This window comes from Staphylococcus pettenkoferi (assembly GCF_002902685.1).
GTDB classification, from domain to species: domain Bacteria; phylum Bacillota; class Bacilli; order Staphylococcales; family Staphylococcaceae; genus Staphylococcus; species Staphylococcus pettenkoferi.
Window position 1 is genome coordinate 35,374 of the sequence record NZ_PPRN01000017.1, and the last position, 23,442, is coordinate 58,815.

The 23,442-nt window shown below is 38.2% G+C and carries 25 protein-coding genes, 1 pseudogene and 1 riboswitch; of the genes and pseudogenes, 13 read left to right on the forward strand and 13 right to left on the reverse strand.

Translation table 11 applies throughout. From position 1 onward, the window contains the following. Position 1 precedes the first annotated feature (1 nt). The 3 genes from CD126_RS03400 to CD126_RS03410 are packed head-to-tail and all read right to left on the reverse strand — an operon-like array spanning position 2 to position 1,398. Positions 2-514, reverse strand: coding sequence for a hypothetical protein (locus CD126_RS03400; RefSeq protein WP_049405412.1), 513 nt, complete (start codon positions 512-514; stop codon positions 2-4). A 57-nt stretch (positions 515-571) separates the two neighbouring features. Continuing rightward, a complete protein-coding gene (locus CD126_RS03405; RefSeq protein WP_049405409.1) occupies positions 572-1,177 on the reverse strand; it encodes a DUF4352 domain-containing protein in 606 nt (201 codons plus the stop codon). 20 nt (positions 1,178-1,197) lie between these two features. Further along, the gene (locus CD126_RS03410; RefSeq protein ID WP_103370035.1) at positions 1,198-1,398 is read right to left on the reverse strand and encodes a hypothetical protein; all 201 of its coding nucleotides are present in this window, start codon (positions 1,396-1,398) and stop codon (positions 1,198-1,200) included. A gap of 761 nt (positions 1,399-2,159) precedes the next feature. Here CD126_RS03410 and CD126_RS03415 point away from each other — a divergent pair. Next, entirely contained in the window at positions 2,160-3,179 is a 1,020-nt protein-coding gene (locus CD126_RS03415; RefSeq protein ID WP_232620122.1) for a thermonuclease family protein, read from the forward strand. 98 nt (positions 3,180-3,277) lie between these two features. On the opposite strand, the gene CD126_RS03420 is transcribed toward CD126_RS03415, so the two are convergent. Beyond that, positions 3,278-4,285, reverse strand: a complete 1,008-nt coding sequence (locus tag CD126_RS03420) for a DUF4352 domain-containing protein (RefSeq protein WP_053092827.1) — start codon at positions 4,283-4,285, stop codon at positions 3,278-3,280. 314 nt (positions 4,286-4,599) lie between these two features. Then, a pseudogene (locus tag CD126_RS03425) lies at positions 4,600-5,175 on the reverse strand (DUF5067 domain-containing protein); the annotation flags it as partial. Positions 5,176-5,630: 455 nt separating this feature from the next. Between CD126_RS03425 and menE the strand changes: the two are divergent. Further along, complete coding sequence (gene menE, locus CD126_RS03435; protein WP_103370038.1) at positions 5,631-7,016, forward strand: o-succinylbenzoate--CoA ligase; 1,386 nt, start codon at positions 5,631-5,633, stop codon at positions 7,014-7,016. Between the two features lie 44 nt (positions 7,017-7,060). Next, positions 7,061-8,062 carry an o-succinylbenzoate synthase gene (menC, locus tag CD126_RS03440; protein WP_103370039.1) on the forward strand — a complete coding sequence of 334 codons (1,002 nt, stop codon included), beginning with the start codon at positions 7,061-7,063 and terminating at the stop codon, positions 8,060-8,062. Here the strand turns inward: menC and yidD are convergent. Next, the gene (gene yidD / locus CD126_RS03445) at positions 8,059-8,298 is read right to left on the reverse strand and encodes a membrane protein insertion efficiency factor YidD (RefSeq protein ID WP_049407723.1); all 240 of its coding nucleotides are present in this window, start codon (positions 8,296-8,298) and stop codon (positions 8,059-8,061) included. The two genes, menC and yidD, sit on opposite strands and share 4 nt — an antisense overlap. 68 nt (positions 8,299-8,366) lie before the next feature. Between yidD and ytkD the strand changes: the two genes are divergently transcribed. Continuing rightward, positions 8,367-8,837: an RNA deprotection pyrophosphohydrolase gene (gene ytkD / locus CD126_RS03450; RefSeq protein ID WP_049407725.1), complete on the forward strand. Its 471-nt coding sequence runs from the start codon at positions 8,367-8,369 to the stop codon at positions 8,835-8,837. Beyond that, complete coding sequence (locus tag CD126_RS03455; protein WP_103370040.1) at positions 8,821-9,600, forward strand: alpha/beta hydrolase family protein; 780 nt, start codon at positions 8,821-8,823, stop codon at positions 9,598-9,600. The genes ytkD and CD126_RS03455 overlap by 17 nt, the downstream gene beginning before the upstream one ends. Before the next feature lie 192 nt (positions 9,601-9,792). Here CD126_RS03455 and pckA read toward each other — a convergent pair whose 3' ends face one another. Further along, on the reverse strand, positions 9,793-11,382 hold the full coding sequence (pckA, locus tag CD126_RS03460) for a phosphoenolpyruvate carboxykinase (ATP) (RefSeq protein WP_103370041.1): 1,590 nt from the start codon (positions 11,380-11,382) through the stop codon (positions 9,793-9,795). Between the two features lie 156 nt (positions 11,383-11,538). Next, positions 11,539-11,651: riboswitch (SAM riboswitch) on the forward strand. Positions 11,652-11,759: 108 nt separating this feature from the next. Here pckA and metK point away from each other — a divergent pair. From metK to CD126_RS03475, 3 genes are all read left to right on the forward strand, one after another. After that, positions 11,760-12,959 carry a methionine adenosyltransferase gene (metK, locus tag CD126_RS03465; protein ID WP_049407731.1) on the forward strand — a complete coding sequence of 400 codons (1,200 nt, stop codon included), beginning with the start codon at positions 11,760-11,762 and terminating at the stop codon, positions 12,957-12,959. 83 nt (positions 12,960-13,042) lie between these two features. After that, a complete protein-coding gene (locus tag CD126_RS03470) occupies positions 13,043-13,951 on the forward strand; it encodes an NERD domain-containing protein (protein ID WP_103370042.1) in 909 nt (302 codons plus the stop codon). Between the two features lie 219 nt (positions 13,952-14,170). After that, positions 14,171-15,004 (forward strand): aldo/keto reductase, encoded by an 834-nt coding sequence (locus tag CD126_RS03475; RefSeq protein ID WP_049407735.1) that lies wholly within the window; start codon positions 14,171-14,173, stop codon positions 15,002-15,004. A gap of 109 nt (positions 15,005-15,113) precedes the next feature. Here CD126_RS03475 and CD126_RS03480 read toward each other — a convergent pair whose 3' ends face one another. The 3 genes from CD126_RS03480 to CD126_RS03490 form a co-directional block, all read right to left on the reverse strand. Next, on the reverse strand, positions 15,114-15,464 hold the full coding sequence (locus CD126_RS03480) for a fluoride efflux transporter FluC (RefSeq protein ID WP_049407736.1): 351 nt from the start codon (positions 15,462-15,464) through the stop codon (positions 15,114-15,116). Continuing rightward, positions 15,461-15,829, reverse strand: a complete 369-nt coding sequence (gene crcB / locus CD126_RS03485; RefSeq protein ID WP_049407738.1) for a fluoride efflux transporter CrcB — start codon at positions 15,827-15,829, stop codon at positions 15,461-15,463. Before crcB ends, CD126_RS03480 begins: the two co-directional genes overlap by 4 nt. A 91-nt stretch (positions 15,830-15,920) precedes the next feature. After that, entirely contained in the window at positions 15,921-16,226 is a 306-nt protein-coding gene (locus CD126_RS03490; protein WP_002471567.1) for a hypothetical protein, read from the reverse strand. A gap of 267 nt (positions 16,227-16,493) precedes the next feature. Between CD126_RS03490 and CD126_RS03495 the strand changes: the two genes are divergently transcribed. Continuing rightward, positions 16,494-17,207 carry a transaldolase gene (locus CD126_RS03495; RefSeq protein WP_049407741.1) on the forward strand — a complete coding sequence of 238 codons (714 nt, stop codon included), beginning with the start codon at positions 16,494-16,496 and terminating at the stop codon, positions 17,205-17,207. 216 nt (positions 17,208-17,423) lie between these two features. After that, complete coding sequence (locus CD126_RS03500; RefSeq protein ID WP_049407743.1) at positions 17,424-17,879, forward strand: membrane protein; 456 nt, start codon at positions 17,424-17,426, stop codon at positions 17,877-17,879. Here the strand turns inward: CD126_RS03500 and CD126_RS03505 are convergent. Then, entirely contained in the window at positions 17,874-18,311 is a 438-nt protein-coding gene (locus CD126_RS03505) for a competence protein ComK (protein WP_002471544.1), read from the reverse strand. The genes CD126_RS03500 and CD126_RS03505 overlap by 6 nt on opposite strands. 3 nt (positions 18,312-18,314) lie before the next feature. Beyond that, positions 18,315-18,800: a sigma-70 family RNA polymerase sigma factor gene (locus CD126_RS03510; RefSeq protein WP_049407746.1), complete on the reverse strand. Its 486-nt coding sequence runs from the start codon at positions 18,798-18,800 to the stop codon at positions 18,315-18,317. Between the two features lie 202 nt (positions 18,801-19,002). Between CD126_RS03510 and CD126_RS03515 the strand changes: the two genes are divergently transcribed. Then, a complete protein-coding gene (locus CD126_RS03515) occupies positions 19,003-19,227 on the forward strand; it encodes a hypothetical protein (protein ID WP_103370043.1) in 225 nt (74 codons plus the stop codon). Positions 19,228-19,416: 189 nt separating this feature from the next. Further along, the gene (gene sagB, locus CD126_RS03520) at positions 19,417-20,271 is read left to right on the forward strand and encodes a peptidoglycan release complex glucosaminidase SagB (protein ID WP_049407748.1); all 855 of its coding nucleotides are present in this window, start codon (positions 19,417-19,419) and stop codon (positions 20,269-20,271) included. 235 nt (positions 20,272-20,506) lie between these two features. On the opposite strand, the gene CD126_RS03525 is transcribed toward sagB, so the two are convergent. Then, positions 20,507-21,430 carry an osmoprotectant ABC transporter substrate-binding protein gene (locus tag CD126_RS03525; RefSeq protein WP_103370044.1) on the reverse strand — a complete coding sequence of 308 codons (924 nt, stop codon included), beginning with the start codon at positions 21,428-21,430 and terminating at the stop codon, positions 20,507-20,509. A gap of 150 nt (positions 21,431-21,580) precedes the next feature. On the opposite strand from CD126_RS03525, the gene CD126_RS03530 reads away from it, so the two are divergent. After that, a complete protein-coding gene (locus tag CD126_RS03530; RefSeq protein ID WP_049407751.1) occupies positions 21,581-23,065 on the forward strand; it encodes an FAD/NAD(P)-binding protein in 1,485 nt (494 codons plus the stop codon). Positions 23,066-23,442: the final 377 nt, after the last annotated feature.

Genomic DNA, 23,442 nt, shown 5'->3' on the forward strand with positions numbered 1-23,442 from the left:
CCTATTCTAATCCCATTTCTTTATTAAACTCTTCACTACGCTTCATCATTTCTTCGACGGATTCTTCTGTATCGTCGGCCATTCCAGGACCTTTTGTACGAGATTCAGCTTGCGCTTGATCTTCTTCAGTCCAATCACCACCATAATTAGAGTTAGGGTTATTATTTAATTCTTCAGCTCTTTGTGTTTCTTCTGAAGTTAATTGTTCTTTTGTTTCATTATTTTGTTGATTATTATTATTATTCATTTGGTTATCTGAGTTATTTTGGTGATCTTGTTGGTTATTATCATTGTAATTTGAGCTTGAGTCATTTGTCTTGACTCGATTATTATTCTTTTGAGACTCATTATTTTTCTTTGTTTCATTCTTTGGACTGTTTTTCTTTTTTTGTTGTTTATCATTTTTTGTTGTGGTTTCCGAGTGCTTACTTTTATCTTTATTAGATTTATCGTTATTTCCACATGCACTTATTATAAGTGTGCTGGTTAATAAAATGAGAATTAAACGTCTCACAATTATCCTCCTTACATACATATACAGATTAAAAGGGCAGGAAGAGCTGCCCTTAAATTATTGAATATCTGACGATTTGATATTCCAATTAGCTTTAATTTTATCGATATTAGGTGTAGCTTCCATTTCTACTACATACTTATCTGAGTCTTTAACATCATAATCAACGTATCCGTTACCTGTTTTGTCCTTATTCAATTGATGGGTGAAGCCTGAACTTCCATCACCACCATAGTATTCGTGTTGATTATCACCATTAACATTTACAGTGAAATCAGTATCATTGAATAGAACTTGATCATCATTGTTATTTTTAAAATGATAATGAATACGTAAAACTTTATCATTATCAGGTTGAACATCTTCTGAATCCGGAGTTACAAATTCAGCTTTAGTAACTGTTGCTTCGACACCATCTTTTTTAACTGTATCACCGACTTTTAAATCTTTAGTCTTAGAGGAAGAGTCATTAGTGGAGTTATTGCCTCCGATAGCAGCAGTACAAGCACTTATGCCAATAATTATGAGTATGAGTAGAATTAAGCAACCACCACATCCCAATAGCCACTTTTTCTTACCACTTTTATTTTGTTGTTTAAACTCTTGATATTGTTGATTATGTAATTCTTGTTGTTTCTGTGAAATATCTTGTTCATTAGACATTTCTTTTCCTCCTTTATTTGTTATTTAAATATATCCCAAAAACTCTTGGTTGCTTTCTTATATGCTTTATTCTTTATGGCTTTCTTCGGTGACTTTGCATAGCCCATACCTTTCGTTCCGTATGTAGGGTTGAACGCACTCTTCACTTTTCTTTTAGCTGCGCCTGTTGTTCTTGCTTTCAAAGACTTTTTGACACTCGGTGTTCTAAAACCAAATTTCATATTCATCCCCCCTAGATAAAAGTTTGATTATAAGTAGTCACTTCAACGTTTTATCAGATTAATGACCCAATATTTCGATAGGCGGAAATCTATAATTTCTCATCGTTGTGATAATTTAAAATGAATACGTTATTAAGTATTGTATTTCAAACTAAAAAGAAGTGGCTTATAATCATTTGTATTAATAACTACTAGTATAATAAATAGTAGAAATAGAATATATTCTCATTTATTTGTTGTATTAAATATATTGTAAATTATAGTTTTACGGTTAAGCAATAGTTTTCACAATTTTTCTCAATATATTAAGATGATTTTTTAACTCTATGCGTCTTGAAGTTGATTTTGATAAGGAAGGGGCACTTTAGCCATAGATGAGATAGTATAAATGTATAGGATGTCTCGATATCACAGTTTTAAAAATCTCCCCAAATTTCACTCTAAATTCTGAGTTTCAGTAATTGCTTTTCTCTTGTATATGTCTTAAAATTAATAAAAAATATGTAGATTTCTAAAGTGTTTAACTAGATAAGATATTTAACTATACAAATGTAGAGCAAGAATTTTATACATATTAACGGGATAGAGCCCATATTCATAATAAAATGATCTTCGTTCTCTCTAAGTATTGTTGTAATATAGGCAAACACTTTAAGAGAAGGGGAGAAGTAAAGTTGTCAAAGCAGCACCGTCGTTTTTACCAAAGTAATTGGTTTATTATTCTAATGTTGATATTTGTGTTTCCTCTAGGGCTATTTCTCATGTGGAGATATGCGAGTTGGAAAAGGGTTTGGAAGATTAGTGCGACTGTGCTCATTGCATTAATATTCTTGGGACAAGTGGGAATTGCGAATGAAAATGATCAGGAAACGAGTCACAATAAAACGGCTCACACGTCGCAACATCATCAGTCTAAAGATAAAGAAAGTATGAAAGACTCTGATTCAAGTAAAAAAGAAGAAAGCTCCAAAAAATCTCATAAAGATAAGTCAAACAAGCACGAACAAGAAAATGAGAAAAAGGACAATAAAGACCAAGAAAATAACAAACAAGAAGATAACAAACATTATCAACCAGGAACTACGGATCGCATTCCGGTTAAATATAGTAAGCCAGTAGATGGAGATACAGCTCGCTTGATTTATCAAGGTAAGGAAGAGAAGTTTAGATTTTTACTCATCGATACGCCAGAAACAAAACATCCGCGATTAGGCAAGCAACCGTTTGGTCAAGAAGCATCTGATCGTACGAAAGAACTTTTACAAAATGCTGATCAAGTAGAAGTAGAATTTGATGTTGGAACGAAAGAGGATAAATATCAACGTAAGCTCGCATATATTTACGTTGACGGAAAGATGTTGAATGAAATCCTTGTACGTGAAGGTTTAGCAAAGGTAGCTTACGTTTACCCACCAAACACACGTTATTTAGACCGACTTGAGAAAGCACAAGAGCAGGCGAAAGCTGAAAAATTAGGCATCTGGAGTTTAGATTCAGCGTTCGAAGATGGGGCAGACAATAACAAAACGAGCTCGTCATCGAAGCAGAATTCAACATCTTCGTCAGATAATGCTTCAGATTCTAATGATTCGTCATCACAAAATGACAGTAATAACAACACAAATAGCTCTTCAGCGTCATCTGACTCACAAGGTTCACAACAATTCAATAACTGTACTGAATTACGCAAAGTATATCCACATGGTGTGACTCAAGATCATCCCGCATACAGTGGCAAGCTAGATAGAGATGGTGATGGGATGGCTTGTGAAGCATCGTAATTCACGAATTCTACACTGTAGAATCACAACTTAAGCTCATAAATAAGCATCGGACAAGCATTACTCCATTAAGAGTAGTACTTACCCGATGCTTTCATTTATTTATTGTCGCCTGATTGATTGGAGTTGCTAGAATTGGCTCTATTTGAGTTATTGTTCGATGGTGCAGTTTGTTTCGGAGTTTGATTTGTATTACCTTGTTGGTTTGGTGATTGCTGATTCGATTTCGGTGTTGACTGAGATGAGGACGATTGATTCTTGTTATTTTGCGCTTTCGTATCTGAGTCATCTTTATCTTGAGATTTAGAATCAGTTGAATCATCACTGTGTGCACGTCTCACTGTACCTTGTGAAGTGTTACCCGAGTTACGCGGTTGCGCCACATGACCTGTACCTTGTGTACCAGCATCGTTTGTACTGTCAGCCTCTTCTTCTGTATCACTTTCTTCATCATCTGTAGCTTCATCATCTGAAGATGTTAGTTTTGGTAGCTTAAAAGTCACATATTGCGTGCTAAACAAATTGGATGAAATCTTTAACTTTTTATCTTTAGATTTAGCTACTTTAGAAGAAACGTCGAAAACAATTTGACCCTCAGCAGTACTATCTGGGTTAACTTGCTCTAAAAAGAATGAATTTGAATTCTCGCCGTTATCATCTGTGTTAGCCATTACAGAAGCGGTGCCGTCAGCTTTCAGTGTCTTACCCTCCGACAGCAGCTCAAACATCGTGCTATCCACTGTAAGTGCCTCTTTACCTTTGTTCTTAATCTTGACGTCAACGACTATGTAAGTTCCTTTGGCAGTAGTAGGGGTGATGGACGGACCGACTTGTTTCGTTTTGCTCGCTGATTTCACTGTGACCTCTAAATCACCGTTCTTCGCAGTTTGACCTACTTTGTAAGCTTTGTCAGCTCTTGATGAGTAAGGTGTACCACTCTTCAAGAAGAGGATTAAAGCGATAATACCGGCTGCAAGAAGTAAGATAATAACTGCACTAATCGTTACGATCATCGGCCATTTCTTCGGCTTGTGTGTAAGCTTAGGACGTGCTTTCGAATTTGATCGTTGCGGATGTCTTTCTTTATAGTTCGATTGTTCGGACATTCGTGTTGCTCCTTTTCTATATTTTAAGCTGTTATCTCTATCACAAATCAATTGAAATATAGATAGTTTAGTTTTTATATCATTCATTATAATATTGCTCAGTAGAATTGCAATAATAATTTCTTGGGTAACAGTAAAATTGTGAAAAACGAAGCAAGGTATTTGGTCCTATTTATTTCTAAGAAGTATTCATGTAGCATGAGTGGGCGTCTTAATTATCGTGTACTAGAGAAGAGGGGGAGCGTGAAGTTTTAATACATGAAAAAGACCTCACGATAGCTCGCGAGGTCTACACGAATCACAAAAGTACGAGATTATGCATCTGTTACCGCATCATCTTTATCATCGTGTTTCTTTTTTGATTTTTCCTTGTCTTTTTTATCTTGAATCTCATCTTCTTTTTCTAATTCTTTATGGATACTTTTATCTAATTCATCTCGCTGTGAGAATGATGATTTATGCAAATCTTTGAGTTTCACTTTCGTTCGGCCAAGGTCTTTATCATAGTTATTATTATCTTTTCCAACAATAAAGACATCACTTTTACCTTGCAGTTCATAAGTCTCAATACCTTTTGCAGTTCCACCTTTTTTAATGTTATCACGTTGATGTTTGTCCCATTCAGCATACTTACCATCGCGGAAACTTATATAGCTTGGACTTAATTTATTTTCAGTGTTTTTACTATCTTGAAGAATATTAAAGGATTCAATCCATGCAAAACTAGCATTTATATTACTTTTACCTGATTTATTCTTCACTTCAAATTTAAAGGCAACGACATCGCGATCTTTATCCTTATCATGGATAATTTCTTTGTCTTTAATTGTTACGATATAATCTTTCGTTTCAAGTTTATCGTCTTTAAACGTGCCACTTGATTTTTTCTTATAAGTTTCATGTTCTGAAGTATCGTACTCTTTGTCTTTCTCTTCTGAACCTTTCGATTTGGATTCTTTTTAGATTGAGAATCCTCTTTTTTCGAACTCTCGTGCATTGACTTATCCTCTTTAGAACTATGGTTATCATGTCCACATCCGACGAGGAGGATACTAGCAAATAATAATGTTAAGACTCTTTTCATCTCGGTTGTCCTTTCATGTTGTTCAATCGTGTTGAAATTTTTCACGGTGTTCTGTCTCTTTATCCCGTCCATATGACGATTGAAAGTTAAATCTATTATATATATATAAACAGCTTACAGCGATGCAACACTTTTTAGGTAAAATAGTTTGCTTTCTGCGTAATATTCAAAAAATTTAATATCACTCATTTTACTAAAAGTACTACTCATGCTAAAGCGATCGAAAAGCGTTATAATAATTGAAGTATTGGAGGAATCAATTTGGAAAACTGGTTACGCCGACAAGCAATAAAGCAACCACAACATATCTTTGTAGATAACGGAAGTGAGCAGCTCACATTTGAACAGAGTTATGATCAAGCACGACGACTCGCACAAGTCTTACATCAACGTGATTTACGACGTGTAGGTTTATATATTGATAATTCAATCGAGAGTGTCGTATTAATTAACGCTGCTTGGTTAGCAGGTATCGAAGTGGCGATGATTAATTCGCGTTTAACGACGACAGAGATAAAGAATCAGATGAATTCGGTGAACATCGACACGATTATCGTCACTCGTCCTTTAGACATCGCAGGCTTCAATTTATTGCGATACTCTGAGTTGCAAAGTGAAATGACATCGTCCACGTACGAAGCGACATTTAACATCGAGCGCATCGCATCTATTATGTTTACTTCAGGAACGACGGGCCCACAGAAAGCGGTGCCCCAAACTTTCCATAATCACTATGCGAGTGCGAAAGGTTGTGAAGAAAGTTTAGGTTTCGATGGCGCTACAGTTTGGCTTTCTGTCTTACCGATGTATCACATTTCTGGACTTAGTGTCATGTTGCGTGCGCTTATCAAAGGTTTCACAGTACGCCTTGAACAGAAATTTAATACGGAGCGCATGCTCGACATTATTCGTGATGAAGGCCCGACTCATGTTTCACTCGTGCCTCAAACATTGAAATGGCTCATGGACGCGGGATGGCATAAACCTTACCACGTTGAAAAAATATTACTTGGGGGAGCGAAGTTATCGCGCACATTGATTGATCAAGCGTTAAATTATGATTTACCGATTTATAATTCATTCGGTATGACGGAAACTTGTTCACAGTTTGTGACTGCAAGCCCTCAAATGTTGAAAGAACGTCACGATACAGTAGGGCAACCAAGTGAGAATGTCGGTGTGAAGATTAAATACCCTAATGCAGACGGGCATGGTGAACTCCTCGTCAAAGGTGACAATGTGATGGGAGGATATCTTTATCCGTCAGATTTAACCGACACGTTTGAAGATGGCTATTTTAAGACTGGAGACATCGCTGAAATTGATGAAGATGGCTACGTTATCGTGTACGATCGACGTAAAGATTTAATCATTAGCGGTGGCGAAAATATTTACCCATTTGAAATTGAGACTGCAGCGAAAGCCTATGGTGATGTAGAAGATGCGCTTTGCATCGGTATAGAGGATGAGACTTGGGGGCAAGTACCACAACTTTATGTCGTCACAAATTCTAATTATGACGAAACGCAATTTAGAGATTTTTTAAAAGTGAAATTAGCCAAATATAAACAACCGAAAGCTATTGAGACAGTGTCATCTCTACCGTATACGTCTACAGGCAAGTTACAACGTTCATATTATCGCTAAGGTAATGCGGTGATTTCCAATCAAGTGTGAAAGGAGGGAAAGCGTTGTATATCGTTGATGCTACTTTCTATGATATGAATGCTGCTTTTAAGCAACCGATCGTTACGCCAAAGGTGTGTTTGGAACGCCGTAAAGCGCTGATTGTTGAACTGAAGACGAACGAGGGTGAAAGTTACTTTGGCGAGTGTAACGCCTTTGAAACGGATTGGTACGCACCGACGACGATAGCAGATGTCGAAGCGGATATTCGCGCGTGGTTGGAGGACGTTTGTGGTAAAAGTTTTTACACCTATGAAGAAGCGCTAAAGTTAGCCGATCGTTTGGAAACCACAGATGCACGACATACGGTGGTGATGGCGTTATACACGATGTTCCATGAACTTAAAGACATCACTGTGGACTATGGCGCTACGGTGAGTGGTTTGACTGAAGAGAGTCTCAATACGTTGGAGGAGACCCAGCCGCAACGGATTAAATTAAAGTGGACACCGCACGTGCTTGAAGATGTTCAACGATTACAAGGTCTCACGCATCAACCGGCTATCGCTATAGATGCCAATGAGTCTTTGAGTGACCAGGATATTACAACTGTACTGAAGTTGAAGGACCAACACATTCTGTATATTGAAGAGCCTTTCAAGACGTTGAAAGTTGAGGAGTTAGATGAAATTAATCACGCGATGCCGGTCGCGATTGATGAGAAAGCGACGGATTTAGACCGCATTAAATCATTTGTGAGCGATTATCCAATTTCTGTGGTGGTCGTGAAACCTTTCCGTTTAGGCGGTATCGATAGGGCAATGAATATATTAAAGTGGCTCTCTGATAACAATATTCAAACAGTGATAGGCGGAATGTATGAGTATGGATTGAGTCGTTATTTCACGGCGCTCCTAGCTCAGTATGCTTCGCTACCGAGTGATATCACACCGTCTGGTTATTATTATGATACTGATGTCGTTCCAAATAGTGGTTGCTTGGAGAATGGACAGCTGAAATTTTCTAAGCCTAGCGTCGATACAAAGGTGCTCGACAATGCGCGTTAGTGCTTATGCTTCTTATGATCTTTCTTAAGCGGTACGGGATCAAAACCACTTTTATGAAAAGGGTGGCATTTAGAAATACGCTTAATACCGAGCCATAAACCTTTAATCGGGCCATATACTTCGATGGCTTCGCGCGTATATTCAGAACAAGTAGGATAGAAACGGCAAGTTCTCGGTGTCATAGGAGAGATAAAACGTTGGTAGAAATGAATCAACGCTAAAAAAACTTTCTTCATAATTACAACCTCACTAAGAAATGATACATTAAAGGAAGTATAACATAATTAATTGGGGGACATGGGGTATGCAGTTTACCGATCAAGAGCACGATAAGGTCACGTTAGACTATCGTACAGAGCATGATGAGCCTACAGGACAACACGTCTTGATGATTACACGTATGGATGATCAATTTCTCTTAACGAAACATCGTCAACGTGGGATTGAATTTCCAGGTGGTAAAAGAGAAGCTGGCGAATCCTCAAGAGACGCAATGGCACGTGAATTATTTGAAGAGACAGGTGGCAAGGTGAAAGACGCCCAATATATCGCGCAATATGTCGTTCATCGGACGAATGGCCAACCCTTTAGTAAAGATGTCTACTTTGTTGAAGTGGATGAACTGTGCAATAAAGATGATTATCTTGAAACCAAGGGCCCAGTGTTGTATCAATATTTGGATGACATTTCTGAAGAGCAGAAAAGTTATTTACTGCGTGATGCAGCGATATTACACTGTGTAGAAAGAGTGAAAGATCTTGGATTATACTCATGACAAACGTATGCCAGTTGAGTTGGTGAACCATCTTTGTAGTGAAGTGACTTACGAAGTGGATGGTTTGAAGTTAAAAGGGTTGTTGTTAGAACCTAAGCAGCAAGTGAACAGAATCGTCGTTTATCTTCGTGGTGGCAAAGGACAAGTAGGACGTGTGCGAACGGCACGTTTACTGCAATTTAGTAATTCGCAGACGCTGGTCTTTGCGCCATATTATCGTGGGAATAATGGTAGTGAAGGAAAGGATCAATTCTGTGGTGATGACTTGCACGATGTAACGATTGCTCTAGATCACTTGCGAGCAAGTTATCCTGAGACACCTATACATATGGTGGGTTTCTCTCGTGGAGGGATTCAAGGATTACTAACTTTCCAGCAACTACCAGTAACGAGTTTCATAATATGGAGTGGTGTAGCGGATTTAAGGATGATGTATGAGGAGCGTGTGGATTTAAGAGGTATGATGCGTCGAATGATTGGCCATCCTCGTAAACATCCTGAAGCATATCGAGACCGAGATGCTTTATCGCAACTTCATCAACAGAGTCCACCTATCTTAATCGTCCATGGTGGTACAGATCGACAAGTTGATATTCAGCAGGCACGTCATTTAGAAGGTGTGTTAAAGCGTGTGGGTGCAACTTACGAAACGTGGTATCAACCGACAGAAGGTCATGTGCCGCGGCCTCCTTATATGAGAGCCACTTTAACGCACATTCATGATTGGATGATGCGTGTTGAACAAGGTCAGCTTAGTAAGTAGATGACTGATAGTGGGTGAGTCATATCGCTGCGAGTATACTTGCTTACATTGAAAAGTAGGGGCATCACGAGTAGCGTACGATGAGGTTGAGTCGTCAAATAACTTAATATCAGCAATACAAAAAACGTCAATTTCACTCGAAATTGACGTTTTTCTTTAATATTAATATGAAGTTAACCACGCGCTGTTAACTTATTCAAAGCCACCAGCTTGCGCGATATCTTCTGCTTCTTCGCCGAATTTAGCAATGTTATCTTTGAAGCGGCTGATTAAATCTTGTGCTTGTTCTTTATATTCTTCTGGCTTACTCCAAGCATTGATAGGATTAAGAATTGTTTGTGGTACTCCTTCTATATCTTTAGGGATGTTTAAGCCAAACATTTCATCTTTAGTGAATTCTGCGTTTTTCAATTCACCTGTAATTGCTTGGTCAACCATCTTACGAGTGTAATTTAAGTTAATACGACGGCCTACACCATATTTACCGCCAGTCCAACCTGTGTTGACTAAGTAAACATCAACATCGTGTTTGTCGATATGTTCGCCTAATAAGTTAGCGTAAACTTTCGCATTTAATGGCATGAATGGCGCACCGAAGCAAGTTGAGAATGATGGTTCTGGTTCAGTGACACCGCGCTCAGTACCTGCAAGTTTAGATGTAAATCCACTTAAGAAGTGATACATCGCTTGTTGTTTCGTTAATTTAGAAATTGGTGGAAGTACACCAAATGCATCTGCTGTTAAGAAGATGATTGTGTTAGGATGTGCCGCTTTTGAAGGTACCACGATATTATCAATATGATGGATAGGGTAAGCTGCACGCGTATTTTCAGTGTAGTAGTTATCATCGAAGTCAACATTGCCTTCGCTATCTACCACGACATTTTCTAGTACTGTACCGTATTTAATCGCATCGTAGATTTGAGGTTCTTTCTTACGAGAAAGGTTGATTGCTTTCGCGTAGCAACCGCCTTCGATGTTGAAGATACCGTCTTCGTTCCAACCGTGTTCGTCGTCACCGATGAGTTTACGGTCAGCTGCTGCAGATAATGTTGTCTTACCTGTACCTGATAGACCGAAGAATAATGCAACATCGCCTTTCTTACCAACGTTAGCAGAGCAGTGCATGCTCATGATGTTGCCTTTAGGTAGTAGGTAGTTCATTACAGAGAAGATACTCTTCTTCATTTCGCCCGCATATTCAGTACCACCGATAAGTACAATTTTATGTTTGAATGAAACGATGATAAATGTTTCAGAATTTGTACCGTCTACTGCTGGATCCGCTTTGAATTTAGGAGCAGAAACGATTGTGAAACCACTGTCGATAGATTCAGCTTCTTTCTTACTTTCAGGACGAATAAACATATTTTGAGCAAAGAGGTTATGCCATGCTAATTCGTTGATCACTGTAAGAGGAAGAGTGGTCTTCTTGTCGCTTCCTGCAAAGCCTTTGAAGACGTACAATTCGTCTTTCGCTTCTAAGTAGTCGAGAACTTTGTCGTATAATTTGAGGAACGTTTCTTCATCGATCGGTTGGTTCACTTCGCCCCAGTCGATGTCGTCTTTATAGGAAGGCTCTGTCACGATAAATTTGTCTTTTGGTGAACGGCCCGTGTACTTACCAGTTCTCGCATTAATTGCGCCTAATTCAGTGAGTTCTCCTTCGTTATTCTCGATGATTTTGTAATACAGTTCTGTTGTCGAAAGTTGGAATAGTGAGCTAGGTTTTTTTAATAAATTCTTAATCTTGTTCGTGTAAGTATACGTATCAGTTGCCATACTTAATCCCTCCAGCGGTAATTTTAATGTAAGCCTTTACAGTTAAAAAGTATAACACATTTATGTTAATATTCCATACCGATATATGAAAGAATATGTCGAAAAAGTTAAATTGACATCAATGACCAGTTTAGGTACTATTAGAAGTAACGGATTCTCTTATCCTGAGTGGTGGAGGGACATGGACCCAAGGAAGCCCAGCAACCTCTTCTCAAGTGTGAAGAAAGGTGCCAAACCGTTTGCAGACGCAAGTGTCTGAACGATAAGAGCGAAAGGACGTACTGAGCCTTCTCTCTATCTATGTAGTGAAGAAGGCTCTTTTTTGTTAAGCTCTGTTGGAGGGGAATATTCGTAATCTATATATAAAGGAGTACATTATGACTTATAATAAGAGATTATTCACTTCAGAATCAGTTACTGAAGGCCACCCAGACAAGATAGCTGATCAAATATCAGATGCCATACTAGACGAAATATTGAAAGATGACCCCGATGCCCGTGTCGCTTGTGAGACGACCGTGACGACTGGGATGGCACTCATCTCTGGAGAAATATCTACACGTACATATGTCGACATTCCTAAAGTTGTGCGTGAAACGGTGAAAGGCATTGGTTATACGCGTGCTAAATACGGCTATGATAGTCAAACGATGGCTGTGCTCACAGCTATTGATGAGCAATCTCCAGACATTGCACAAGGTGTCGACAAAGCACTCGAATATCGTAAAGAGATTACAGAAGAAGAAATCGAAGCGACAGGGGCAGGCGACCAAGGACTCATGTTCGGTTATGCTACGAATGAAACCGATACCTATATGCCACTACCTATCTTCTTATCTCATCAACTTGCGAAACGTTTATCCGATGTACGTCGCGATAATATTCTTAATTACTTGCGCCCAGATGGTAAAGTTCAAGTTACAGTAGAATATGATGAGAATGATAAACCACATCGTATTGATACCATTGTTCTATCTACGCAACATGCTGAAGATACAGATTTAGATCAAATTGAGAAAGATATGAAAGAACACGTGATTTATCCAACAGTGCCTGAAGACTTATTAGACGAAGAGACACGTTTCTACATCAATCCTACAGGACGTTTCGTCATCGGTGGTCCGCAAGGTGATGCTGGACTCACAGGTCGTAAGATTATCGTTGATACGTATGGTGGCTATGCACGTCACGGCGGCGGTTGTTTCAGTGGGAAAGATCCAACGAAAGTGGACCGTTCTGCAGCGTATGCCGCACGTTATGTGGCGAAGAATATCGTCGCAGCTGAGCTTGCAGAGAAATGTGAAGTGCAACTTGCTTATGCCATTGGTGTTGCTGAGCCAGTATCTATCGCAATCGATACTTTCGGCACAGGTAAAGTAGGCGAAGAAGCACTTGTGTCCGCTGTACGTGAGCACTTCGATTTACGTCCAGCAGGCATTATTAAAATGCTAGATTTGAAGCAACCAATCTATAAACAAACTGCCGCTTATGGACATTTCGGTCGTACAGATGTCTTACTACCTTGGGAAAAATTAGATAAAGTGAACTTATTAAAAGATACCGTTCAAAAACAATAATTGAAATTCGGCACAATGTAGTCGAATGATATCATTTTATCTATTATAATAAGTGAAAAGAGTATAAAAGGAGCGTTATAATAATGAGTTCATTTGGACCAATAGAAATTGGTTTAATCGTAGCGATCGTCGTAGCGATTATTTGCTTTATCTTATTTATCGTAGCCTTATCAAGCAAGAAGAAGGCACAGAATAAGATTAAAGATCAATATGAATCACGCGAACAAACGCTGAACAACGAACATGCAGATGCGTTAGAGAAAGAACGCGTTGAGAACAAGAAAGTAGTCACTAAGCAGAAAGAAGAACATCAAGCGACGGTCAACGCGAAAGATAGAGAAATTGATGCGTTGAAATTATTCTCTAAGAATCACAGCGAGTATGTTACGGATATGCGCCTCATCGGCATTCGTGAACGCTTAGTCAATGAGAAACGCATTCGACCAGAAGATATGCATATTATGGCAAATATCTTCTTGCCACGTAACGAATTTGACGATGTGAAACGCATCAGTCATCTCGTACTCACACGTACAGGTCTTTATATCATCGATTCACAATTGCTTAAAGGACATGTACTAAATGGTGTTAGCGCAGCTCAATTTAAAGAGCAACCGATGTTAGAGCAAATCTTTGATACGTTAGATTTATCTAAAAAGGATCGTCATACTTTAGTGTTTGATCAAAATGAGGATCAACATTCCTTATCAGTCATTGATTACTCTTCGCAATTAGAAGATATCGAGAAAGTGGCAACTGACCTACAAACACGTTTAAATCTTAAATTTATACCAACGACGATTCTTTACTTTAATCCTAAAAATGATGGCGACGTTACAATTTCTAACTACGCACAAACTTCAGGTTCAAAAGTTCTCGTTGGACCTGAGCAATTAGACGAATACTTCAATAAATTTGTCTTCCATGGTCGTATTCAATATGATGTCAACGAGTTACAGCGGATTATGGAAGAAATAGAAAAGTTTAATTAATCAAGACAGATCACTTGAAACAAGTTAGAGCTTATAAATCATTTTAAAATAGAAAGACGAGACGTAAGCTACTAGCAAAGGAGTGGGACGACGATCATTACTACGATGTCAGTCCTACTCCTTTTACTATAGTTAAAGCTCAAATGATTATCTGACATGTTCCATTGGGTAAATGGTAAGATGGATAGGAGATATCATAACACTTTGGGAGGGCGAAACATGAAGAACATTGAATTCTATAACGGTCATGAGATGCCGATGCTCGGTTTCGGTACGTTTGAACTGACTGACCACGAAACATGTAAGCATGCGGTCAAGACGGCGATACTGAATGGCTACCGTCATATCGACACAGCTACACGCTACGGCAATGAGCAAGCAGTAGGTGAAGGGATTCAAGAGGCATTACAAGAAAGTGATTTAACACGTGAAGATCTGTTCGTGACGTCTAAACTTTGGTTAACAGATTATGGGCGTGGAAATGTTGAAGCGGCTTATATTGCGTCACTCAAGAAGTTAGGTTTAGATTATTTAGACCTTTATCTCATGCATTGGCCAGGTACAGATGAAGCAGTAATGGTCGATACATGGCATGGTATGGAAGATTTATATAAAGATACAAATGTACGCAACATCGGAGTGTGTAACTTTGAACCTGAACAGTTAGAGGCGCTGTTAGCTCAAGTTTCTATCAAGCCAGTAATTAATCAAGTAGAATACCATCCGACTTTCCAACAACGTAAGCTAAGTCTATATCTCAACGCGCAACGTATTTACTTAGAGTCATGGTCCTCTCTCGCACGTGGCGATGCTTTAACGAATGATACGATTGGTGAGATTTCGGACAAGGTGGGTAAAACGCCAGCACAAGTCATTCTTCGTTGGGTTTACCAACGTGGCGTGGTTTCTATTCCGCGTTCATCAAATCCAGAACATATTAAAGAGAATATTGCTATCTTTGACTTTGAGTTGTCAGAAGAAGATATGGAGCGCATCAATCAGTTAGATACGGATCAACGTTTTGGACCCGATCCAACGACATATGAAGGTTAATAGATAGTGATAGAGTTTTTAAATGTGCAGAAATAAGAAAGGGTACGAGCACATGGAAAGGGCGCAGTGTTTAAACGCCTACTAACCATGATGCTGGTACCCTTTTAAACTAAATAAAGTATCCAAGTAAACAAGCAAGGAATGCACCGAGGTATTGAATCACACTATAAATGATAAATTGACCTAGCTGACGAGGTTGATTTAAGAAGTTTACTAACTCAGACGATAATGTAGAAAAGGTAGTGAGTCCGCCTAAAAAACCAATCGTGAACAAAGGCGATAACCAGTGCGCTTGAAGACTGTAACCAGACACGAAAGCAATGAGAAAGCTACCCACAATGTTAACGATGATGGTCGCAATCGGGTAACTTTGCTTAAAACGTTGATTACAAAGATCAGTTAACATACCGCGGATGAGGGCGCCGCAACCTCCGCCTATGAGAACGAGTATAAGAGTCATTGTAGACGACCTCCTATTCGCGTACCGAGATAGCATAATAGAATGCCGAGAAGGTAACTAGAAATCGCATACAGAGCTAACGTGCCGATTAAACCTTCTTGCAACATATTTAAACATTCAAACTGGAACGTTGAGAATGTGGTAAGTGCGCCAAGAAAACCTGTAGTTAAACCTTTCTTTAAATTGGGATTATTACGGAAATAACGTAAGGCAAGCGTGCTGAACAACCCCATGAGAAAGGCACCAGCAAGGTTTGCACAGTATGTGCCGAGAGGAAAGGTGCCATGATGATTCAATTGTGCTAGAGCGTAACGTAATAACGCGCCTATGCCACCGCCGAGAAAGATATAGAAATAACGATGCATATTAAGCCTTCTTTCTTAAATAGTGAGAGTATATAAATGAATCCCAGCTTAGAGCAGTGAAGTGAACGTCACTCGAGCCGGGATTGCGTCTTTAGAATAGAATTCCGAATGTAGATAATAATGATACGATATGTAAGAGAATTACGATAAGTAGTACGAAAGGAAGTACCTTACTTGCGTATCTAATCCATCCAGATTTTTCATGTAAATGTTTAATTGATTTGTCGTTAAATATTACAGCTGCGATCAGAATAATCGCGTTAATAATACTACACATAAAGATAACTTTAATCATTGAGTTAAAATGGTTCGTGAGTAGAGGATTATGCGTATTAAAGTAAATACTAATTAATACGAGAATAATAGCGATATAGAAATATAATTTTGAACGTGCCATGTTGACCTCCTCCAATATTACATTTCTTAATAATAGCATATTTTTCAATTATTGTAATCGTTAAATCATTTTAATGGAAAAGTGGAAGATGAGTTAAGAAATCTTGTAGATATTTTAAAAATTCTATCTCAAAACGTAATCGAACTTCTCAAGCAAAAGAGTAGTATTTAACAACGATGGGTGGTATAAAGAGGTTAAACATTATACTCAAACTGATTTAAATAAATATATTATCTAAGTTGGGTCTCATAGAGGAGGAAGAATGTAATGAGAAAGTTAAATGTTGAAGTCTTCGCTGACGGTGCAGATATCGAAGCGATGAAGCTCGCATATAAAAATAAAGAAGTAGATGGGTTTACTACTAACCCAAGTTTAATGGCAAAAGCGGGCGTAGAAGATTACAAGGCTTTCGCTGAAGAAGCAGTACGAGAAATCCCTGACGCATCAATCTCTTTTGAAGTCTTTGCGGACGATTTAGAAACGATGGAGCGTGAAGCTGAGATTCTACAACAATACGGTGATAACGTCTTCGTTAAGATTCCGATCGTTAACACGAAAGGCGAATCCACAATTCCATTAATTAAGAAATTGTCAGCGCAACATGTACAACTTAACGTCACAGCGGTTTATACTATGGAACAAGTTCAAGCTATCACTGATGCGGTCACAGAAGGCGTCCCAACATATGTCTCTGTTTTCGCAGGTCGAATTGCTGATACTGGTGTAGATCCACTACCGTTAATGAAAGAAGCGATGGAAGTGACTCATAGTAAAGCGGGTGTGAAGTTATTATGGGCGAGCTGCCGTGAAGTGATTAACGTGATTCAAGCCGATGACATTGGTGCAGATATCATCACTTGTCCAGCAGGCGTTGTGAGCAAAGTGAATAACAATTTAGGTCGCGATATCGAAAGTCTGTCTGTTGATACTGTGAAAGGCTTTGCAAAAGATATTCAAAGCTCAGGTTTGTCTATTCTTTAGTAATAAATGAGGGAATCTCGAATGGCAGTTGTTTGAATCAATGGCTGCTGTTCAACTTTCAAGAAATTAATTTTGAAATATAACATTGGCTCGTTTCGAATTGTGGATACCCCTTTTCGAATACGAGCCATTTTAATATATGAAAATGTAGAGCGTGCTATTGTACCTCCATCTCATCTCAGTTAAGATAAAAGAAGTGATTAAAGGAGTAATGTGATGAACAAAGATTTATTTCAACAAAAGGTAACGAAACATTTGTGGTTTCTTAATAAGAAAGAGAAAAAGCAACTACATCAAACAATCCAACAACTAGATCCCGAACAAGAGCAAGATGCGCAACTTCTACAACGTCCCATCTTTTTTGCTAATCAGTTTCTTAAGACTCATATTTTCCGTCAGAAAGTCGTGGGTACGACAACGTTTATGCTTCTATTGCTAGGTCTACTTGTATCTTACGTTATTACAGTAGGGCTTTTCCTGTTCGGATTTATCACAAGCTTAAGTGCAGTGAATTATTTTATCCACCCACAAGGAAATTTAACGATGCTTTCAGCTATCCTTATATTGATTGGGGCCGTCGGACTTGTGATCGTTGCACTTTGGCTTATCAAGCAGACGACCGCCTTGTTCACTAAAAAGCTCTTAGAATACAAATATAATAAAGCACTATAGCTCAATATCTTGATTGTAGAAAGTAGCTAAAGATAAGCTTTCTAACCATTTTTTACGGATCAAGGTATAGCCTTCATCGACGAGTAATTGCTTGCGTGCACTGAAGTAAATGAGTGTTCGTGAACCTTTAGATGTTAAACCCCGGATTTGGTGTGCGTTGATATAAATTTGAAGTGGCGCACGCTGTTGTTTAATCGGGAATAACGTGAGATGTTGATTAACGTAAATAGGCACGAGTTTATTGATATGCAGTAGATTTTTAGATGTTGCGATTTGATGTTTGATATCTAAACGGCTACTACTAATGAGGTAATTTAAGACTTTGTTTAATGATCCAGGATAGAGATACGAATGGTTGACGAATTCACATCGAGTGAGGCGCTCCAGATCGGGTTGTGTCATAACATAGAGCAGTTGATTCTTATCGAGCATGATTTACACCTCTGCTTTAGACATAAACTGTTGGTATTTCTTGAGGACACTGCGACGATAGAGCTTAACAGAGCTCACTGAACGCTGAAGTTGTTTCGCTATTTCAGCCTGTTGATAACCTTGTAGTCTGAGACGCAACCATTGCTGTTCAAGAGGCGCGAGCAACGGTTCAAACGTCTTGAGTAAATCCGCAGTGAGCACTTGTTCTTCCATTGATTCAGAAGTGTAGATGTTTGTTGTGGTTTCTAGTGTTAAAGATGGCTCCTGCTTGCCTCTTTGACGAAAGAGGTCAATGAGGTAGAACCGTAGGCGATAGAATAGATATTTGCTCAGTGGGAGTTGATGATTATCGTCGTAACGCTCGATGAGTTCCCACATGCGTATGAGCAATAATTGATAGAATTCATCATAATCATAACTGATATTGTAACTTTTGAGTAGATAATGAATTATATTTTTGTATTTTTCATAGTAAGTGTTAAAATTCAATTGTTTCTTCTTTCGATTTGTACGTACAAATAAATATTTCCGGATAACTATAGCGTACGGTGAAGTAGAAAAGATTTCAGTTGCTTAATATGAGTAAAAGGTGTTAAATGGTAGTAATAGCAATTTAAATATGACTAAAATAGTACTTAAATAGTGTTTTAAATATAGATTCGACATAGTTTAACTGACAAGGAGGCTCTAAATGGATTACGCACACCTTAATCTTGAACATTTTTTCGCGCGACACGACGATTTGGATTCGATTAAAGATAAATCAGATTTCGTAATGATCAATAATATGACGAAAGAAATGCATTATCGTGACGGTAGTGTAGAAGGTAATATCGATTTGAATCCGTATTATTATAAGAATCGTTCACAAGCAGTCAGTTTCATCATGATGGAATATCAGTCAAATCATAAGTAATGAACAACAATTTCATTGAGAAGTGAAGATGCTAGGGAAATTCAGGTGCTGTCTTTATTTTGTAATGAAATTAAAGTTTCATTACTTTTTTTATGAATTTGTAACAACGACAGTATGAAATTGTGTGACATCGATTTAAATGTTAAACTTTATAAGCAAAGTTCAAATTATTACCTAAGAGGTGTGAACATGATTAAACATAAGAAAGGCTCAATCTTTTCGATTATTGGTCTCTTAATAATCTTAGGTGTTTTTGTAGCTATTGGATTTTCTTTAATTAAAGACCAAGTGATTTTTAAACACGAAAACCAAGTTGAGCATATTGAAAAGGTAGATAATACTTTAGACAAAGCTTCGAAAAAGCAAGTGGATAACTATACGAAGCAACAAGTATCGAATAAGAATGACAAGTGGAGAGACGCATCTCCTGAAGAGATTAAAGATGCGATGGATTCAAGTAAGTTAATTGATAGTGATGTACAGAAATATCAATTCTTGCAACTTGATAAATATCAAGGAGTGGATCGCAATCGTATCAAACGTATGCTCGTGGATAATCCTACATTATTGAATCATACGGACGATTTCATCAAAGCTGCGAAAGACAAACATGTCAATGAGGTTTATCTCATTTCGCACGCATTGCTTGAGACGGGCTCGGTTAACAGTGATCTCGCGAAAGGTGTGGAAATTGACGGTAAGAAATACTACAACTTCTTTGGTGTAGGCGCACTAGACGAGGATCCTGTGAAGACAGGTGGCGAATACGCGAAGAAACATGGTTGGGATACACCTGAGAAAGCCATTGCTGGCGGTGCTGATTTCATCCATGATCACTTCCTTTCACACGATGATCAGAATACACTTTACAGCATGAGATGGAATCCTAAGAATACTGGTAAGCATCAATATGCGACAGATATTAATTGGGCTAAAAGTAATGCGAAGCTCATGTCTAATTTCTACGACAAGATGAATACAGAAGGTAAGTACTATAAATATTACGTTTATAAAGATGATCCTAAACATCAAGAGGAGAAATAAGAATAGGTAAGGCGTTGCGCTCCTATTTATAAAAACCCGTAGAGGCTGAAATAGACCTCTACGGGTTTTGTTATGGTTAAGACTTCATAGTGATGTCGTGTCTACTGTTTTAAGTTCTTGAAATGAACTTCTGACAGTTACTTCGCTTCATTTTTACGATTAAAGATAATCCAGAACACTAGCATGGATAGTAATACTTTGATGATAAATTTCATAAAAGGGGGCCTCCTTTATCCTACTTATTAAAGTAATGGTGTTTTTCTAAAAAGTCATGTGCGACGACAACAGGTTCTTTACCTTTGCCATCACCTTCGTAATTGAGTTGTTGCATTTGTTCGGTAGAAATTTGACCTTCAAGTTTCTTTACCGCTTGTCGAACTTCAGGCTCTTGTCTTTGGAGACGCTTTGGCACGATGGCGCTCGCATCATAGGATGGGAAGAAGTGTTTATCGTCCTTTAATACTTTAAGATGATAGGCAGAAACACGTCCATCTGTGGTATAACCTAACGCGGCATCAAGTTTGTTGCTTTTCAATGCATCATAAACGAGGCCAATCTGCATTGGCTTTAGTTGTTTAAATTTAAAGCCGTAATAGTGCGTGAATGGTCGATACCCGTCGCCACCACGTTTGATCCAAGTTGTATCTGTTCCAACACGAATTTGATCTTTAACCTTTTCTAAATCCGAAACGGTTTCTAAGTGATATTTCTTAGCTGTTTCTTCTGTCACCATAAATGCAAAGGTATTTTCGAACCCATATGAATCAAAGAACGTCTGATCATATTTCTTATCGAATAACTTTTGCGTTACAGACATTGCTTTCTTAGGATCTCGAATCGGTTTCTGATGCAAAGCACCTACAAGCTCAGTTCCAGTATAACGTGTGCTCGAAATATCGGCTTGCCCGTTAAGTAAAGCGTTATGCTGAATCGTCGCAGACCCTAAGTTATTGATAATGGACACGTTGTATTTGTTGCTATCATGTTCGATTAAATCTTTAATCATATAAGCCATGATTTGAGATTCACTCGTAGCGAGTGCGGAGACTTTGAAATTCTTTTTACCTTGCGTGCTACCGCCTAAACCCGGCAAATCACAGCCCGCTAGAGTCATCACACAAATTAATATGATGATCATACCATAACGTAATCGAGACATATTATGTAACCTCACTTATGCGTTATAAGGGTGTATATAGCGTAACACAATATATATAAAAGTTTAATATCAGTTTAGCAAGTCCGAAAAAAGTGAATATACAAATGAATGTGTTATAAAAAGATAAAAACTTTAAAGAGGTCGATCACAATGAAGATAGCAATTATCGGCGCCGGTACTGCAGGTGTCAGTGTATTAAGAGAACTCGTTAAATATCAAGAATTTAAAGATTTAGAAGTGGATATTTATGATAATCCAGAAAATATGGGGCAGGGTGTGCCTTTCCAAAATGATAGTCAAGAATTATTGATTAACTTGCCGTCAGATCAAATGTCTTTAAATTTAGATAATCCTAGAGAATTCTACGAATGGTATGAGCGACAAGACGATTTCAAATTTGAGCATCCAGAATTCTTGCCGCGCTTTATCTTTGGCCATTATATGAAGTCATATCTCAAGCAATATCAACAAACGTACGACAATATCAACGTCATTTATAAAGAAGTTACAGAAGTCTACATCGATTCAAACATTGGGGATACAGAAATTAACTATCACGTCTGCACTTCCAATGATATGTCTGAATGTAAAGTGTATGATGTGGTCTTCCTTGCCATTGGAACGTTGTCTTACCATGATCCCTACCATCTGAAAGGAACAAAAGGTTATATTCAAACGCCTTATCCTACATACAATACATTAGATGAAGTGGACGATACGGATCGTATTGCGATTGTGGGTACGGGCTTAGCAAGTTTAGATGTTATCCGTTATGTCACTGCGCATCATCCAAACTTGCCGATAACTGTGACGAGTCGCAGTGGTCATTTACCTAGCGTGCGTGGCGAGATGCCTGATATTGAATTTGAGTACATAACACCCGAGCATTTTAACCGTATTAAAAAAGACTACTTTGGTAACGTGCCTCTTCAACATGCGATAGACTTATTCGTCAAAGAGTGTGAACGTTTCGATCTAGATTTAGATGAATTAGTCCATCGTAAACAGGGCGAGCCGATTCATGATTTAACTTATGATTTAGATCATCCTAAAGAAGTGGGGATCTTCCAAACGCTATTAGAAATGGTCAAAGAAAATATGAACTGGATTTGGAATAGTTTCAGTCATCAAGATCAGGAAAAATTCTTGAAAGAGTATCACGGTATTCTGAAAGCAAATTCAAATCCAATGCCACCGACTACAGCACATTTAATTATCGATGGTATTCATGACGGTTTGATCGAAATTAAGAAGAATGTGAAAGACATTTATTACGATGAACCTAACAGTCGCTTCTGTATTTATTACGAGGAAGAGAATGAGAAACCATCCATTTTCGATATTGTTATTAATGCGACAGGTGCCAAAACGCATCTTGCCGATCTTGACCATGATGACCAACTCGTCATTAATTTGGAGAATAGACAAGTTGTGCAGTCTCATTCGCTGGGTGGTATTCAAATCATACCTGAAACCAATCAAGTGATTAGTCCGCGTTATGGCACCTTGCGACGTATGTATGCCTTTGGACAGCTCACAAATGGTATTAATCAATCGCGCAATGGTGTAAATATGATTGTGAAACAAGCTGCAAGTGTTGTAGATCAAATGTTTGACAATATGAGAGAACATTAGAGAAAAGAAAGACGAAGTTTAAGTTTCTGTTGGGGAAGCGTCGAATTCGATCAAGCGTGTACAGCTTCGAATCTTACTCAACTTATCGTTATAGGTGCAGGAGATCAAGTTTTAGAAAGTTTTTCTTTAACGTAAAAGGTTTGGTAGTGGGGAGACGTTGACGTACGTTTCCTCGCTACCTTTTGCTATATAGGGAGTCCTGCAAATTGAGTAGTGAAAGATGATGGCGAAACGAAATGAGAGGAGCGCTGATACTTACTTCAAACGTTTGACACTTGGAATGAGCTTCTCCACGTTATACAGACACCTGAATTGTGTTTCACAATATTTTGATGTAAGATAATGATAGACTCAATCATCGATGTCAATTGAACAAT

What these genes read in the sequence shown, in the direction of transcription:
- CD126_RS03405 (WP_049405409.1), bottom strand. Translation starts at nt 1,177, where the DNA reads ATGTCTAATGAACAAGATATTTCACAGAAACAACAAGAATTACATAAT.
- CD126_RS03410 (WP_103370035.1), bottom strand. Translation starts at nt 1,398, where the DNA reads ATGAAATTTGGTTTTAGAACACCGAGTGTCAAAAAGTCTTTGAAAGCA.
- CD126_RS03415 (WP_232620122.1), top strand. Translation starts at nt 2,160, where the DNA reads ATGTGGAGATATGCGAGTTGGAAAAGGGTTTGGAAGATTAGTGCGACT.
- CD126_RS03420 (WP_053092827.1), bottom strand. Translation starts at nt 4,285, where the DNA reads ATGTCCGAACAATCGAACTATAAAGAAAGACATCCGCAACGATCAAAT.
- yidD (WP_049407723.1), bottom strand. Translation starts at nt 8,298, where the DNA reads ATGAAGAAAGTTTTTTTAGCGTTGATTCATTTCTACCAACGTTTTATC.
- ytkD (WP_049407725.1), top strand. Translation starts at nt 8,367, where the DNA reads ATGCAGTTTACCGATCAAGAGCACGATAAGGTCACGTTAGACTATCGT.
- pckA (WP_103370041.1), bottom strand. Translation starts at nt 11,382, where the DNA reads ATGGCAACTGATACGTATACTTACACGAACAAGATTAAGAATTTATTA.
- metK (WP_049407731.1), top strand. Translation starts at nt 11,760, where the DNA reads ATGACTTATAATAAGAGATTATTCACTTCAGAATCAGTTACTGAAGGC.
- CD126_RS03470 (WP_103370042.1), top strand. Translation starts at nt 13,043, where the DNA reads ATGAGTTCATTTGGACCAATAGAAATTGGTTTAATCGTAGCGATCGTC.
- CD126_RS03475 (WP_049407735.1), top strand. Translation starts at nt 14,171, where the DNA reads ATGAAGAACATTGAATTCTATAACGGTCATGAGATGCCGATGCTCGGT.
- CD126_RS03480 (WP_049407736.1), bottom strand. Translation starts at nt 15,464, where the DNA reads ATGACTCTTATACTCGTTCTCATAGGCGGAGGTTGCGGCGCCCTCATC.
- crcB (WP_049407738.1), bottom strand. Translation starts at nt 15,829, where the DNA reads ATGCATCGTTATTTCTATATCTTTCTCGGCGGTGGCATAGGCGCGTTA.
- CD126_RS03490 (WP_002471567.1), bottom strand. Translation starts at nt 16,226, where the DNA reads ATGGCACGTTCAAAATTATATTTCTATATCGCTATTATTCTCGTATTA.
- CD126_RS03495 (WP_049407741.1), top strand. Translation starts at nt 16,494, where the DNA reads ATGAGAAAGTTAAATGTTGAAGTCTTCGCTGACGGTGCAGATATCGAA.
- CD126_RS03500 (WP_049407743.1), top strand. Translation starts at nt 17,424, where the DNA reads ATGAACAAAGATTTATTTCAACAAAAGGTAACGAAACATTTGTGGTTT.
- CD126_RS03505 (WP_002471544.1), bottom strand. Translation starts at nt 18,311, where the DNA reads ATGCTCGATAAGAATCAACTGCTCTATGTTATGACACAACCCGATCTG.
- CD126_RS03515 (WP_103370043.1), top strand. Translation starts at nt 19,003, where the DNA reads ATGGATTACGCACACCTTAATCTTGAACATTTTTTCGCGCGACACGAC.
- sagB (WP_049407748.1), top strand. Translation starts at nt 19,417, where the DNA reads ATGATTAAACATAAGAAAGGCTCAATCTTTTCGATTATTGGTCTCTTA.
- CD126_RS03525 (WP_103370044.1), bottom strand. Translation starts at nt 21,430, where the DNA reads ATGTCTCGATTACGTTATGGTATGATCATCATATTAATTTGTGTGATG.
- CD126_RS03530 (WP_049407751.1), top strand. Translation starts at nt 21,581, where the DNA reads ATGAAGATAGCAATTATCGGCGCCGGTACTGCAGGTGTCAGTGTATTA.